This window comes from Candidatus Thiodiazotropha endoloripes (assembly GCF_001708965.1).
Classification (GTDB): Bacteria; Pseudomonadota; Gammaproteobacteria; order Chromatiales; family Chromatiaceae; genus Thiodiazotropha; species Thiodiazotropha endoloripes.
The window spans coordinates 1,022,644-1,038,848 of sequence record NZ_LVJW01000006.1; the positions used below are offsets into that span (position 1 = coordinate 1,022,644).

The 16,205-nt window shown below is 53.6% G+C and carries 11 protein-coding genes; 4 read left to right on the forward strand and 7 right to left on the reverse strand.

Features of this window, described 5'->3' with window-relative positions; translation table 11 throughout:
- Nucleotides 1-36: 36 nt before the first annotated feature.
- Nucleotides 37-2,928, reverse strand: a complete 2,892-nt coding sequence (locus A3193_RS15280) for a bifunctional diguanylate cyclase/phosphodiesterase (protein ID WP_069015222.1) — start codon at nt 2,926-2,928, stop codon at nt 37-39.
- 430 nt (nt 2,929-3,358) lie between these two features.
- Here A3193_RS15280 and A3193_RS21120 point away from each other — a divergent pair, with 430 nt between their 5' ends.
- Nucleotides 3,359-3,685 (forward strand): RDD family protein, encoded by a 327-nt coding sequence (locus tag A3193_RS21120; protein ID WP_069003402.1) that lies wholly within the window; start codon nt 3,359-3,361, stop codon nt 3,683-3,685.
- Nucleotides 3,686-3,868: 183 nt separating this feature from the next.
- Here the strand turns inward: A3193_RS21120 and A3193_RS15295 are convergent, their stop codons facing one another.
- From A3193_RS15295 to A3193_RS15315, 5 genes are all read right to left on the reverse strand, one after another.
- On the reverse strand, nt 3,869-7,084 hold the full coding sequence (locus A3193_RS15295; RefSeq protein ID WP_069003400.1) for an efflux RND transporter permease subunit: 3,216 nt from the start codon (nt 7,082-7,084) through the stop codon (nt 3,869-3,871).
- Nucleotides 7,085-7,088: 4 nt separating this feature from the next.
- Complete coding sequence (locus tag A3193_RS15300; protein ID WP_069003399.1) at nt 7,089-8,126, reverse strand: efflux RND transporter periplasmic adaptor subunit; 1,038 nt, start codon at nt 8,124-8,126, stop codon at nt 7,089-7,091.
- 176 nt (nt 8,127-8,302) lie between these two features.
- A complete protein-coding gene (locus A3193_RS15305) occupies nt 8,303-8,869 on the reverse strand; it encodes a hypothetical protein (protein ID WP_069003398.1) in 567 nt (188 codons plus the stop codon).
- 334 nt (nt 8,870-9,203) lie between these two features.
- Nucleotides 9,204-10,994, reverse strand: a complete 1,791-nt coding sequence (locus A3193_RS15310) for a sensor histidine kinase (RefSeq protein WP_069015224.1) — start codon at nt 10,992-10,994, stop codon at nt 9,204-9,206.
- 200 nt (nt 10,995-11,194) lie between these two features.
- Entirely contained in the window at nt 11,195-11,434 is a 240-nt protein-coding gene (locus A3193_RS15315) for a hypothetical protein (protein WP_139116885.1), read from the reverse strand.
- A 407-nt stretch (nt 11,435-11,841) separates the two neighbouring features.
- Here A3193_RS15315 and ubiD point away from each other — a divergent pair, with 407 nt between their 5' ends.
- Both ubiD and A3193_RS15325 read left to right on the forward strand, forming a co-directional pair.
- Complete coding sequence (gene ubiD / locus A3193_RS15320) at nt 11,842-13,308, forward strand: 4-hydroxy-3-polyprenylbenzoate decarboxylase (RefSeq protein WP_069015225.1); 1,467 nt, start codon at nt 11,842-11,844, stop codon at nt 13,306-13,308.
- 89 nt (nt 13,309-13,397) lie between these two features.
- Complete coding sequence (locus tag A3193_RS15325; protein WP_069003392.1) at nt 13,398-14,024, forward strand: nucleotide-binding protein; 627 nt, start codon at nt 13,398-13,400, stop codon at nt 14,022-14,024.
- Between the two features lie 139 nt (nt 14,025-14,163).
- Here the strand turns inward: A3193_RS15325 and A3193_RS15330 are convergent, their stop codons facing one another.
- Entirely contained in the window at nt 14,164-15,027 is an 864-nt protein-coding gene (locus tag A3193_RS15330; RefSeq protein WP_069003391.1) for an SDR family oxidoreductase, read from the reverse strand.
- Between the two features lie 125 nt (nt 15,028-15,152).
- Here A3193_RS15330 and A3193_RS15335 point away from each other — a divergent pair, with 125 nt between their 5' ends.
- Entirely contained in the window at nt 15,153-16,175 is a 1,023-nt protein-coding gene (locus tag A3193_RS15335; RefSeq protein ID WP_069003387.1) for a CDP-6-deoxy-delta-3,4-glucoseen reductase, read from the forward strand.
- Nucleotides 16,176-16,205 lie beyond the last annotated feature (30 nt).

The following is a 16,205-nucleotide window of genomic DNA, read 5'->3' on the forward strand; positions in this document are numbered from 1 at the left end:
TGGGGAAATGGATCTAAAGTCGATTTACCTGGATATTCAATCGTCATCCCTGTTATGCAAAAGCGCCTTAAAATCACTTGCCGAAAGAGGACGCGAATAGAAATAGCCCTGGTAAAAGTCACAATCCTGATTTCTCAAAAGCATCAACTGGGTCGCCGTTTCCACACCTTCGGCAGTAACATCCATACTCAGGTTTTTCGCCATCGCGATAATGGTCGATACAATCACCTGTTTATCATCTTCCTCACAGACCTGACTGATGAAGCTGCGATCAATCTTAAGTTTATCGATCGGAAAGCGGGTCAGATAGGAGAGTGATGAAAAACCGGTGCCAAAGTCATCTATCGAGATCGTAGCCCCAAGGGATTTCAAGCGCATCAATTTAGCGATTGTTTTATCCACATCATGCATTAAAATCCTTTCGGTCAACTCTATTTCAAGTCGATCGCCTGTCAGTTCGAATCTGTTAAGGTAACTGTTGATTTCATCTTCAAGATTGACACTTTGAAACTGGCGGGCCGACATATTGATCGCCACCTTGAAATCTCCGTCAAGCGTGCCATTCCAATCTGCCAGATTCTGACAAACCTGCTCAAGAATCACTTCGGTAAGCTGCTCAATCAGACCTGAATCTTCAGCAATCGGAATAAAAATTCCGGGCATCACATACTCACTGCCTTTGCGGTGCCATCTGGCCAATGCTTCAGCACCGATAATCTTTTCATCACTGATGCGCACAACCGGCTGATAGAACGCCTCTATTTCGCCCTGCTTGATCGCTTGTCTCAGATCACTCTCCACACGCAAGCGCTTCTTTGCCTTGGTTGTCAGCTGTGGAGTGTAGAACTGATAGCTGTTACGGCCTCTCTCCTTTGCCAGATACATTGCGGCATCGGCATTTTTGATCAGATCCGTATCCGTCTCTCCGTTATCGGGATAGATAGATATCCCAATACTGCCCCCGACCGACAGCTTATGATTATCAAGATTCACCGGCTTGGTCACTTCCTGAATCAGGACTTCGGCAATTTCAGCCACGTCGGTTTCAGAGGCCATATTCTCGATCAGAACGACAAACTCATCGCCTCCAATACGCGCCACCGTGTCTTCCGAACGCAGCCGTTGATTAATACGCTCAGCCAGCACCTTCAACAGCCTGTCACCTGTGGGATGCCCCAGGCTGTCATTGACATTTTTAAAGTTATCCAGATCGAGAAACAGTACAGCCAACTGATGCCCACTCCGTTTCGCCCTCTGGATGGCATGTTCAATTCGGGAAAACAACAGGATTCTGTTGGGCAGACCGGTCAACGGATCATAGTGCGCCATTCGCTCAAGCTGGCTTTCGGATTGTTTCAACAGGGAGATATCACTGAATACCGCAACATAGTGACTGATCAATCCACTCTCATCCATTACTGCACTGATATTGAGCCACTCAGGATAGATCTCCCCACTCTTGCGCCGATTCCAGATCTCACCCTGCCACTTGCCGGCTGACGTCAACTCCTGCCACATCGATTCATAAAAAATCTCGTCATGTCGCCCGGATTTCAGAACACTGGGATTTTTCCCCAACACTTCGGATTCCTGATAACCGGTAATCTCAGTAAAGGCCCGATTGACCGCAATGATCTTCGGCGAGGGGTCTGTGATGGTAACCGCCTCCTGAGTGCTTTCGTAAACCGCTGCTGCCTGTTTTAACTTTTCATCAGTACGTTTTTTCTCAATCAATAACCAAAGATCGGCAACCAGATACTTTACCTGCTGCACATCCTGTGTTGTGTAGTCCTCAAGTTTATTACCAACCCCGATAACAACTTTGACCTGCCCCTTATCAATAACCGGTAAAGACATGTGACGTTTTAACTGGATATGCCCTTCAGGCAATCCCTTTTTGTCAGTTAGATTCGGATAGTCGTTATGGATCTGGGGTGTTTTCGTCCGCACACAGTCTGCCCAGACGCCTGCCATGCTGAGAGGATAGTGGGAATCGAATGCGGCGTTGCAATGCTTCAACGTCTGCTTCGACCAGGTGACCAACTCAATCGATTCCTGGTCATTGTTGACAAAGTGAAGATAACCAACCTCACTTGCGGTCAGCCTCACAGCATGCTCCAGGGCTATCTGTATGATCTCCTTTTCAGTTGACCTATGGGCTCCCTGATTCAGACTCAACATGGCGGCAAGCCTGCTTTCATTGATTACCCGCAGCTCCTGTTCCTGCTTCAACTGATGGATATCAATATGCACACCAAGGATACGGATCAATTCGTGCTGCTCATTGAATACCGCACTGCCTCTGGCCAACAACCAGATATAGTTGCCGTTTTTGTGGCGTAAACGGAACTCTTCCTGCCAGATGGGTTGGGGGTGTTTCAAGTAGGAATCGAGATGCGCCATAACACGCGCCTCATCTTTTGGATGCAGGCGTTCGGACCAGGTTTCGAACTCATTCGGCAATTCATCATCCTGATAACCCAGCTGTGCCTTCCACCTGGGTGACAGGTAGAGCTGATTTGCCTGTAGATCCCACTCCCAGATGCCATCCAGACTGGATTCGGTCAAATGCCGGTAACGACCCTCGCTGGACTGCAGGGCCCGCTCCATTTCCATACGCTCGGTTACATCTTCATAGACAGCGACCACATAACCATTGGATGTACGATAGACCCGGTTTACCCGCCAACCATGGATTCGCTCATCACGATATTCGGTGGCAGGCAACTCCTCAGTTTTGCCTGTTTTCCAGACCCTACGCATCACATCCAGTAGCCCGAACTCTTCGACTCCGGGAAACACTTCGGTCACCAAGCGTCCAACCAGATCACTACGGCATACCGAGTCCATCATCTCAACATGGGGATTGATATCGACAAACAGGAAATCGCGCCCTTCATCAACCGGCTGATAGACAGCAACCCCCATCTCAAGGAGTTCAAGTAATTCCCCACTCCAAGTGGAGTCTGTGCTTTTTTTTAAAGGCATTATTCAAAAATAGACAGCAATGGAAAGCCAACCTTCAGCTACACCTTTGAGTCTAGGATAAAATACTGGAATTGTTGTTAAAAAATATCAACTACCCACTACTCTACTCATCTTTTGCATGCGCAGACTTACTGTATTGCAATGAACAATTACTATTGACTTGAAAAACGATCTACTGGCTGGTCATGCGATACATCAGGTAACGATCAACAAAAATCATGGGAGAAGATGAAGTACCCAAGACTGCTTCGCAGAGTACAGGCTCTGTTGATCGACTCTCTGATCTTTTTTCTCGTTATCTTCAGCTTGTGGATGACTTTCCCACTCCTGCAAGAGCAGCCAACCTGGATAAGACTCATCTATCCGCTCTGTGCTGATCATCGATCCTCTGTTGGTCTCCTTCAGTGGCGGTACGCCTGGGCACCATCTGCGGCATATCATGGTTGTAAAGCATAGCGGGCATGCAAAGCTTGGAATCCTGCAATCGTTGATACAATCACTGCTCAAGGCAATCACCGATTGGTGGTCATTTGTTTTTGTACTGATGACAAAAGGTCATCAGGCGCTACATGATCTGCTCGCCGGGTCCGTGGTTGTATTAAACAACCGGAAAGATTACCTGGATACGAGCAGCTGGAGATCCGTTTCCAGGATAGCGACAACCATCACTATCCTTCATCACTCCACAAGCTCTTGATCATTCTGCTCTATCTGGCCATTGAGACCTTGGCATACATTGCCTTTCAGGCGTCTCTACTCTCAGACCACTGCCTGATCAGTCAAATCTGCAGCCCGGCTGACAGCCTCATCAGTCTGATCCTGAGCCTCCTCTGGCTGGTCGGAGTAACCGCCAGCCAGGTGCACGCAGGCGCCCGTAAGATTAACCCTCACCCCGGATGAACGAAACCCGATTGCGCATTGCGGCGTAGTAGACCACCGGAATGACCACCAGCGTCAACACGGTCGAGACAAACAGACCGAAGATCAACGACACCGCCAGACCACTGAAAATCGGGTCATCCAGAATGAAGAATCCGCCGGCCATGGCGGCTACCGCAGTCAACGCAATGGGTTTGGCGCGTACCGCAGCTGAGTTGATCACCGCTTCTTCAAGCGCCATACCCTCCCGCACCTGTTGATTGACGAAATCCACCAACAGAATGGAGTTTCGAACGATGATGCCCGCCAGCGCGATCATGCCGATCATCGAGGTGGCGGTGAACTGGGCGCCCAGCAAGGCATGCCCCGGCATGATGCCGATCACCGTCAACGGAATCGGCGCCATGATTACCAGCGGCACCAGATAGGAGCGGAACTGGGCCACCACCAGCAGGTAGATCATCAATAGTCCCACTGAGTAGGCGATACCCATATCGCGAAATGTCTCATAGGTGATCTGCCACTCCCCATCCCACTTCAGGCTGTAAGCGTAGGGGTTCTCAGGTTGCTGCAGAAACCACTGCTCGATCCTGCCCTGTTTCAACTGGCCGGAGATATCGAACAGACCATACAGGGGGCTGTCCGTCACACCTGCCATATCCCCGGTGACATAGACCACCGGCAGCAGATCCTTATGCTGAATCGAGAACTCTCTCACCCGGGGGATAACCTGCACAATTTCCGATAGAGGCACCATCTCACCGGTCTGCGAGCGAACCCTGAGGGCCAGCACCTGATCGAGATCCGCCTTATCCGCCTCGGAGTATTCGATGCGGATCGGCACAGCATATTTCAGATTTTCCCCATGCAGATAGCTGGCATCCTCACCACTCAGGACTGTGGACAACGCCTCCGCCACGGAGCTCTGAGCCACCCCCAGCCGGGAGGCCTTGGCCCGATCGACCCGAACCACAAATTTTGCGGAAGGGTACTCCACACTGTCATCCACATCGATGATATCCGGGGTGTTTTCGAATACCTGGCGAATCTCCCAGGCCGCCTCGGTCTGACCCTCATAGTCAAGGCCATAGACTTCAGCCACCAGTGGTGCCATTACCGGTGGGCCCGGCGGCACTTCCACAACCTTCACATTACCGTTGTACTCCCTGGCAATCTCCTGCAAAGGTCCTCTGACGGCCAGTGCGATCTCGTGACTCTTGCGATCCCGGTGCTGCTTATCCACCAGATTGACCTGGATGTCACCAAGGTGAGCCCCTTCACGCAGATAGTATTGACGCACCAGACCATTGAAACCGATGGGAGAAGCGGTACCGGAGTAGACCTGGTAATCGGTCACCTCGGTTACTCCGCCCAGATAGTCGCCCAGCTCATCCAATACCCGGGTCGTCTGCTCAAGACTGGTTCCCTCCGGCATATCGAGCACGACCTGAAACTCGGATTTGTTATCAAATGGCAGCATCTTCAAGACCACAGACTTGGTCACCACCAGGGAGAGTGAGAGTGCGATCAGCAGCAGTATCGAACCCAGCAGTATCCAGCGCATGCGATTGCCACGGCTGCCAACCAGAAAAGGGGTCATGATGGTGCTGAAAAAGGAACTCAGACCAGTGGCCGAATCGCCATCGGCATGGCCGGCAAACTGATCGACCCGGCTCGCCAGGACCCGATTGGTCAACCAGGGGGTAAAGACAAACGCCACCACCAGGGAGATCAGCATCCCGGTACTGGCATTGATTGGAATCGGGCTCATGTAGGGGCCCATCAGCCCGGTAACGAAGGCCATCGGCAGCAGCGCTGCAATAACCGTGAAGGTAGCCAGGATGGTCGGCCCGCCAACCTCGTCCACCGCTTTGGGAATGGCCTCCAGCAGATTTTTTGCCCCCAGATGGAGGTGGCGGTGAATATTCTCCACCACCACAATGGCATCATCCACCAGAATACCGATGGAGAAGATCAGCGCAAACAGGGAGACCCGGTTGAGGGTAAAGCCCCAGGCCCAGGAGGCAAACAGGGTGATTGCCAGGGTCACCACCACCGCAGCACCAACGATAAAGGCCTCACGCCAACCAATGGTCAGCAGCACCAGCAGCACCACCGACAGGGTGGCAAAGGCCAGCTTGGTGATCAGCTTGTTGGCCTTTGCCTCCGCTGTCTGACCATAGTTGCGGGTGATGGTCGCCTTTACTCCTTCAGGAATGAACACCCCCTGCAGCTGGTCGAACCGTTTGATCACAGACTTTGCGATATCCACCGCATTGGTGCCGGGCTTTTTGGCAACCGCAATGGTCACCGCCGGGAATTTGCCCCCATCAGGCAGCCCTTTGATTTCACCCTGGGGCCCCACTCCCATCCAGACATACTGACTGGGCAGATCGGGCTTATGGGTTACCTGAGCCACATCCTGCAGATAGATCGCCTTGCCGTCACGCACCCCCACTACCAGGCTGCCGATCTCATCGGCCGAGGTGAGAAAGGTCCCCGCCTGAACCAGCAATTCACGGTTATCCGCGGTGACACTGATGTTGTCGCGGATGTGATTACCCGATTGCAGGGCCCGGCGCAGATCAGCCAGATCGATGCCATGGCCCGCCAGGGACTGGGGATCCAGCACTACATGCACCACCCGGTCCGGTGTACCGATGGTGTAGATGTCCCGGGTTCCTGGAACCCGCTTCAATTCCGATTCGATGGCGTGTGCCACCTGACTCAGCTCATAGGCGCCCACATCCGGATCTTCAGACCACAGGGTTGCGGTGACGATCGGCACATCGTCGATACCTTTCGGCTTGATAATCGGCTGTCCAACCCCAAGCCCCTGGGGCAGCCAGTCCTGGTTGGCGTAGACCTTACTGAACAGGCGGACAATCGCATCCTCCCGATCCTCTCCCACCAGGTACTGCACGGTCAGTACCGCCATACCTGGTCTGGAGGTGGAATAGACATGCTTGATGCCGTCGATTTCGGACAATACCTGCTCCGCCGGCGTGGCAACCAGATGTTCGATCTCGGTGGCGGTGGCACCGGGAAAGGGGATGAAGATATTGGCAAAGGTGACATTGATCTGCGGCTCCTCCTCACGGGGAGTGATCATTACCGCGAAGACGCCAAGCAACAGACCGACCAGTGCCAGCAAGGGGGTGATTTCAGTGACCAGAAACTGCTTGGCCACTGCACCTGAGATACCCAGCCTACTCATTGTCTCACTCCGCCAGTTGCTGTTTCAGCTCGGTGGCCGCAGCCACCGGATCAAGAAGAACCCGCTCTCCGGCAGAGAGCCCGGCGATCACAGAGAGCGCATCTTCGGAGACCGGATGACCGGCACGGATATGGCGGAAATGGACCCGTCCGTCCGAACCCAGCACATAGACCGCAGTGACCTCGGAGCGGTAGACAACGGCTTCCCGGGGCACCACCAACTCCTGCTTGACCCCGGTAATGAAGGCGGTTTTCACGAACATGCCGGGGAACAGATCCTTGAGCCCCTCAGGAAGATCGACCCGCACCTGAAAGGTACTGCTGCTCTGATCGGCAAAGGGAAAGATCGTCAGCTTCACGCCTTTGATGGATTCACCGGATGAGAGCAGCACCCGTGCTTTACCCTGCTGCCGGATCACCGGCACCAGACTCTGAGGCAGATCCACGACCACTCTGAGCTGGTCCAGTGAGGTGCCGCTCATCAGTTTCTGGCCCGGTGTAGCGATCTCACCCACTTCCACATGACGATGGGTGACGATGCCACTGTAGGGGGCCTTGATGCGGGTATACTCGAACTGCTCCGTGGCCTGGGCGAGTCGGGCATCCGCCGCCTCTTTACGCGCTTTGGCGGATTTCAGTGTCGCCGTCGCCGTATCCAGTTGGGATTGGGAGGCCAGCTTACGGCCAAACAGGTCTTTGGTACGGTTGAAATTGTCCAACGCCTCCTGTCGACGGGCAACCGCCTCTTTCAGGTCGGCCCGGGCCTGGTCCAGACCGGCACGCTGTTCGGTGTCCTTCAGCTTCACCACTTCCTGGCCCTTTTCCACAAAGTCATCCACATCGAACAGGATCTGTTCCACCTGTCCCCGGGTCTGCGCAGAAAGGGTGGTCTGATTGATCGCCTCGACCGTGCCATCGAGCCAGAACTCTCTGGCGGTTTCCCGCTTCACCACCGCTCCGGTCTCTAGGGTTGCGGAATCAGCGGGCAGGTAGCCGGGCAGTATCACCAGGCTGAGCAGAAAAGTTGCCAGAGAACGCCTCATTGAAGGACTCCAATTAGAATATTAGATTTTTCTTATATTACTGCTTCCAGCCACTTTTTCAACCAGACAGCTCAATTTATTGTGAAATCAAACACTATTTACGAGGCATCAGGCCAGATATTCAGTGCGCGAAAACACCTCTGATGGCGAATCCCTTAGTTCAGCATCACCCAGGGTTACCAGGGCGTAAACGAGTTCATGAAATCCATCGGTCGGCCCATCTGATTGATATCACGGCTCATGAATCCGGTATTGACCGTCATGGTGCGCATGGCCTGGTTCATATCCGCAATATTCGCAGTCATCTGTCCGATATTCTGCTTCATGCTGCCCACGTCGACCGCCAATGACCCGATGTTGCCATTCATGGTGGCGATGTTCTGCTCCATACTGTCGACCCGATCTACCATAAAGGTGATCTGTTCCGTCATGACTGAGATATTCTGAGCGAGCTGATCCATATTGTTCGCCATGGCCGATAGATGCTCTTCCATGCGGGGGTCCACCTGTTCCGTCAGGGTATGCATGTCGGTGGTGACGTTGTAGATCAGATAGAAGCCCGATAACCCCAGAATGCCGACCACCACCAGCATGGGATAGATCATGCGCTCCCATCTCGACATGCTTTTATCGAAATTCTTAAAAAAGTTGGTCAGCGTGATCTCAAGCTTGACCATCGCTTTCTGTTCAGGTGACAGATTCTTGTATTCGGGAGAGAAGGTACGGGGATCTTTTTCAAACATAGAACTCTTCTGTTTTGTAATCAGGCTCTATCGGCCTGATGGCCAAGCAGGCCAGACATCATTATTGCGCACATCAATGCACTATATTAGGTCACGCTACTGACATTATAGGCATTGTAAGATTGCTGTCATTGAGGAATCAAAATATTCTCCAAGAAATTGATCCACTCGATTTAAAGAAAGTAAACATTTGCCTATTCAAAGCCTAATTAGCGTTGGCAGGAGGCCGAAGAGTGTGCCATTTTGGCAGTAAAGTAGGAGTGAACAGAGACGAATCACTCGACGTCAGAGCAGACCGTATGCAGCCGCTGTGGGCACCTGAATCCAGACTTACTCAGTCCACTGAAACCTCAGGCTTACTGCTACCGGAGTGGTATGTACGAGGCAATCGAATCTGGAAGCTTGCGCCTTCACCGACCTTGGATTGAACATCAATGGCCCCGCTGTGCTGCACTACGATGGTATGGTAGACCACATTCAACCCCTGACCGATGCCCTTCCCCAATGCCTTGGTGGTAAAGAACGGGTCGAAAATCCTCGACTTCAGATCCTCAGGAATACCGGTACCGGTATCACTCACCTCGATCAGCACCCACTCATCCTCCACAGTTGTCCTGATGGTAATCCTGCCCTTCCCCGGCTGTTGATCATCGGCTGCGGTGATGGCATCGACAGCGTTGACGATTATATTCAGCAATGCCTGATTCAGCTCCTGCGGTATACAGGAGATCAACGGTAGCTGGGGATCCAACTCGGTAACGATCTCGGCATGGTATTTCCAGACATTGGTGGAGACATTGAGGGTGCTGTCGATTGCCAGATTGATATCGGTTTCCACCTTCTCCTGTGTTTCCGGACCGGCAAATACCTTCATTGCAGAGACGATGGCAGCGATTTTATCCACCCCTTCCAGCGATTGATTGATCGCCCCGGGGATCTCTTCAAAAAGATAGTCTGGTTCCGTTTCAGCCAACTGCTCCTCCAGCCGAGAGATCAACCCCTGCTCGACCTGACCCTGCTTCGCCGCCTCCAGCAGGGATTGATAGCCCTCCGACAGGCTCTGCAGATCGCTACAGGCTTCCTGTAAAAAACGTGTATTGTCACCGATATACTGAATCGGCGTATTAATCTCGTGGGCTATGCCGGCTGAGAGCTGGCCGACAGCAGCCATCTTTTCCGACTGCACCAGCTGCTGGCGGGTCTGATTCAGATCCTCGATCAACAGGCTCTGTTTACGGTTGATCTCCTCCAGCTGCCTGGACCACTGCAATCGCTCGGTGATGTCATTGAAGAGAATGGTGTAACCGGAAAACTTATGGCTGACGTCAAGCATCTGCTCGATCCGAATGTGGTATGTCTTCTCCCCATCCGGGGTCTGGTAGACCTTCTCCAGATCCAGCTGGCGAGTGCCCTCAACCACCATCCGGGCCAGCTCTTGTTGCAGTGCAGGAGGATCCAGGTCAGAACGGCGTTCCGCATAATAGCGGCTACCCGGCGTGTTTGTGCCAAGCAGTAGACGCCCCGCAGCATTGTTGTAGTTGTCCACCTTGCCGTCTATATCGCACAGGATCACCGGGGAAGAGAGACTTTCGAAAAGTGTCAGATACTTGTTTTTCTCATTGGTGAGATGCAGGTTGCTGTCGCTCAAATCCTTGATCTGCGATTCACTGTCGGTACCGGCCCACTCAGTGCAATAGGCCAACTCGATCCGATCGTAGACACGATTGATCAGCAGTTTGATACTGGCCGGCTGGTGCAATCCACTGATCTCTTCAACCAGGTCGAGGTAGGCCTGCCGGTAGTACTTCATCAAGCCAAGGAACATCGACAGATTGACCCCTCTGACCCGATGACGCCTCGCCTCAACCACTCCGAACTCTGTGCTTGAATCGGAGGAAAAATCCTCATCCGGCCCCAGTTCAGGTACCTGATCACTCTGTTCCAGGGTGGCAATGATGGACTGGCTCAATCCATCGATCGAGCGCCGCCAGGCCTCTTTGAGGGTGGAAGTATATTTGGTGTAGTGCTGTCGCTCAGCATATTTGAGGATCAGCTCTATGAGTTTGTCTTCACTGGAAAGCAGGCATTCTTTAAATACATCCTTGTCATGTTTCTCGATCCGCATGACTAAAATGTCCCCTTTGGCAAATCCACGGCATCACCACAGATGTTAGCGGCGGCTTAAGGGGGCACTTGAGAGGCGCTGGCTTGGGAGGAGCTAATCTGAGGCTAGAAGCTTCAGTATTGGACCGGTGATCGAACAGATCCATTTCAGCTGTAATGGAGCGATTCGATCACCAGATTTAGAGAAGCGGAGATGACGCCTTATTTATCTTCCGCCGCCGAGGCGGCTGACTCTTCGGCACTATCCGACTCTGCCGATTTACCCTGCTCCTGCTGTTTGCCCTTTTCGTGGGCTCCCGGCTTGCCCTTGGCCTCTTTGAAAGAGTCGCTGACTCCCTCGATTACACCATTGACGAATCCACCGACGTCGAATGCCACCGAGGAGACCGAATAGAGCGTTAAAGGCATGGCTAATAACATAGTAAGGACAATTTTTTTCATAATGATCGATCGCTGTTTTGGGATTCCGCGCCAGATCCGATCCAGTGCAAAAAATCCGATTTCTAGTTTCCACCCGCTAAAGATCCATCCCTCGATCAGCACCACTAACTCCGGCCAGTCAACTCCCTGACGAATGAAATTCTCTTACCTGTCGATGGTTGGTGTCAACCGGGTCACCCTCTCATTAAGCCATCTGGCCGATAGCTATAATGGCTTTCGCTTGACCTGTTTAGTGCCTCTGGTAATGTCTCATGCAGAGAATTAAACAATTTTAGCACCTTGTCATATTTCTGAATTGCAAACAGCGTAACGGAATACAACGACTTGGTGCCCCTTGATGTTCGCCGATCTGCTGGCAACAGAACCGAATAATCACCAGATTAATAGATCCGAGGTTCACAAGTGCCATGAAGTACAAAGACTTGCGTGATTTCATTCAACAGCTGGAATCCCGTGGATTGCTCAAACGCATCCACACCGAGGTTGATCCCAATCTTGAAATCACGGAAATCTGCGACCGCACCCTGCGTCGGGGTGGTCCGGCACTGCTGTTCGAAAAGGTCAAAGGCTCCCCATATCCTTTATTGGGTAATCTGTTCGGCACAGCGGAGCGGGTTGCCATGGGCATGGGAGAGGAGCAGGTGGAGTCGTTGCGGGATGTGGGCCGGCTACTGGCTTACCTGAAAGAGCCTGAGCCTCCCAAGGGCATGAAAGACGCCTGGGACAAGCTGCCGGTATTCCGCAAAGTACTCGATATGGCGCCAAAGGAGCTGCGCAATGCCCCATGCCAGGCGGTCTGCCAGGAGGCTGCTGAGGTGGACCTCAGCCGACTGCCGATTCAGACCTGCTGGCCGGAGGACGCGGCGCCGCTGATCACCTGGGGCCTAGTGATCACCCGGGGACCCAACAAGAGCCGCCAGAACCTGGGTATCTATCGTATGCAGCTGCTTGGGCCGGATCGTCTGATCATGCGCTGGCTCGCCCACCGTGGCGGCGCACTGGACTACCGGGAGTGGCAGGAGGCCAATCCTGGAGAACCGTTTCCGATCAGTGTCGCCCTGGGAGCCGATCCGGCGACCATTCTTGCGGCTGTCACACCGGTGCCTGACACCCTTTCAGAGTATGCCTTCGCCGGACTGCTGCGTGGCAGCCGCACCGAAGTGGTCAAATCCATCGGCTCCGATCTACAGGTCCCCGCTTCAGCCGAGTTTGTGCTCGAAGGCCATCTGCATCCCGGCGAAACAGCCGAAGAGGGCCCCTATGGGGACCATACCGGCTACTACAACGAGGTGGAGACCTTTCCGGTATTCCGGGTCGATCGTATCACCCGCCGGGAAGCGCCCATCTATCACAGCACCTACACCGGTCGGCCGCCGGATGAACCGGCCGTGCTCGGCGTGGCCCTGAATGAGGTCTTTGTACCGATACTGCAGAAGCAGTTCCCGGAGATTGTCGACTTCTACCTGCCACCCGAAGGCTGCTCCTACCGGTTGGCGATAGTGAGTATGAAAAAGCAGTACCCGGGACACGCCAAGCGGGTCATGATGGGGGTCTGGTCGTTTCTGCGTCAATTCATGTATACCAAATTCGTCATCGTGGTGGATGAGGATGTGAACACCCGGGACTGGCAGGATGTTATCTGGGCCATGACCACCCGCATGGATCCTGTGCGGGATACCACGATGATCGAGAACACGCCCATCGACTATTTGGATTTTGCCTCACCGGTATCGGGCCTCGGCTCGAAAATCGGTTTCGACGCCACCAATAAGCTACCCGGGGAGACCAACCGGGAGTGGGGCAAACCGATCGTCATGAGCGATGCAGTCAAACAGCGTGTCGATGAAATTTGGGATCAGCTCGGGATCGACTAAACTATGGTTTTAACTGACTTGTTCAACCCAGGAGCAGTGGGAGTAACCCGCCTCACTAAAAACAACACCTAGAGGACAGGAAAACAGTAATGCGCACAATCATGTTGATGAACGCCAAAGGGGGTTGTGGCAAAACCACCATCGCCACCAATCTTGCCACTTGGTATGCCGATGAAGGAAAAAAAGTTGCACTGACAGACTTTGACCCACAGAAATCCACCCTCGACTGGCTTGAAGCGAGAAAGGACTACGAGGGCATCCCCGATATCGAAGCCATCGATGCCCTGGCCGGCCCGATCAAGCCGGCCAAAGGCACCGACATACTGATCATGGATGCACCAGCCGGTGTGCACGGCAAGGCCATCAACAAAATGTTACTGCGGGTCGATACGCTGATACTCCCTGTACTGCCGTCGCCGATCGACATGCGCGCCTGTAACCGCTTTCTCACCGAACTGCTGGAGAGTGGCCGGGTTTCCAAACATCAGACCCGCATCGGCATCGTCGCCAACCGGGTCAAAGAGAACACCCGCATCTACCACGACCTGGAGTCCTATCTGGGCCATCTGAAGATCCCTTTCATCACCCATTTCCGGGAGAGCCAGAACTACATCCGTTCGGCGGAGCGGGGGCTGGCCCTGTTCGAACTGGCGCCCAGCCAGGTCTATAAGGATGTGATCCTCTGGGATCCGTTGTTCAAATGGCTGAAGGCTTAAGACCAACCGCGAATGGGCGCGAATGAAACTGTTCTGATCGAGCTAGCCGGGTGCTTAGCGAAACCGACAGGAAGCATAACAAATTGGCCTGTTTTGGTGGTGATTCACCTCCATTTACGGCACTGAACTCAACAGCATCTCACTCGAAACAGGCTGGCAGTCCCTGTTCCAGTTCCGGGTAGCGCAGCACCACACCCAGCTCTTCAACCAGCCTGCGATTGCTTAATCGCCGGGACTCAGCCAGATAGGAGAGCATCCCAGGGGAGAGCTGCTGCCTGGCCTCCTGCATGGAGATCTGTGGTGGCCTCGGCAGTTGAAGATAGTCCGCCACCCGATTGAAATAACGGGTCATGCTTTCCGGTCGACCATCACAAACATTGAAGATCGCCCCCTCCCTGCCCCTCTCCATCGCCGCAGCGGCGATCTCCACCAGGTCGAGGGAGTGGATATGGTTGGTAATCGGTGAATCCGCTTCCGCCACCATCGGTAAACCTTTACGCAATCGCTCGACCGGAAGTTTTCCAGGCCCGTAGATACCGGCAACCCGCAGGATCACCAGAGGTAGATCGCACTGCTGACACCACATCTGCCACTGCTGTTCAGCGTCCAAACGCCGCTTGGCCCGATCGACTGTCGGGCGCGGCATCCGAGTCTCATCCACCCACTCCCCCTGACAATCCCCATACACCCCACTGGTACTCAGATAGACCACTTTTTGTGGCGGTTCTGTTTGATCGAGGAGTGCAATCAGTCGGCGGACCCGACCATCCTCCACCCCACTCGCCGGAGGGGGCGCAAAATAGAAGAGTAACTCCCCAGCCAGTGAAGGGAGTTGCAGTGAGGTCTGATCAAGATTCAGCTGCAATGCCCGGATACCCTGCTGCTTCAATCGCCCGACACTCTCGTCGGTAGCGACCCAGCCAGTCACTTCGAGTGTTGATTTCTGATAGGCCAACGCCAGTCGAGTACCGATATCGCCACAACCAATAATGGTCACACCCATAACCCAAAGGACTCCCGGTTTAATTCCTGAGCCAAATAGGCGAGAATTCCGCCTTACTTAATTTTTGTGTTGCCGTATCGATGGCATCACCTATTGTCCAGACACTTCAATCGGTAGAGTAGCTCATGTCCCATAAAGTGCAGGTTGAACCCAGCGGCCACCAGTTTACCGTGGAGGAGAATGAAACCATCCTCGATGCGGCCATCAGACAGGGGGTCAATCTACCCTATGGCTGCCGCAACGGCTTTTGTGGTGACTGCCGGGCTGCCCTGTCACAGGGTGAAATAAACTACCCCAATGGTCAACCGCCGGTGATGAGTGACAATGAGACTGACGTCTGCTACACCTGCCAGGCTGCTGCCAGCTCCGATCTCACCATCGGCGTCGTCGAGATTCTTGCATCGACCGATATCCAGACCAGAATCATGCCCTGCAAAATCGACTGCATCGATCGCCTCAACGAGGATGTGATACGACTCAAACTAAAACTTCCCGAGGGTGAGCGACTACAGTTTCTGGCCGGTCAGTATCTCAATTTCATTCTCAATGACGGCAGCAAACGCGCCTTCTCAATCGCCAACGCACCCCATGATGATGAATTCATCGAACTGCATGTACGACATGTTACTGGCGGCGCTTTCACCGACCAGCTGTTCAACGGTATGCAGGAGAAGACCATCCTTCGGATCGAGGCGCCTCTCGGCAGCTACTATCTGCGTGAGGAGTCTGACAGGCCGATCATCCTGATGGGTGGAGGAACCGGATTTGCCCCACTGAAGGGTATCATCGAACACGCCTTTCAGATCGGCGTAAACCGCCCCATGCATCTCTACTGGGGAGTCCGCTCCCGCGACGATCTCTATCTGCCGGATCTACCCGAACAGTGGGCCGCCCAGTACCCCAATTTCAGCTATACCCCCGTGCTCTCGGAACCGGATACGGATTGGCAGGGCCGGTCGGGCTGGGTGCATGAAGCGGTGATCGAAAACTATCCCGACCTGAGTGCCCATGAAGTCTATATGAGCGGACCGCCTCCAATGATCCAGGCGGGTAAGGATGCCTTTCTCGCCCACGGTCTCTCAGACGAAAAGCTCTATTCAGACTCGTTTGAGTATGGCGCAGCAGCCGTGACGGCCAAAAGCGGCTGATCCCCACAACCATCTGAGATCAGGAACTGC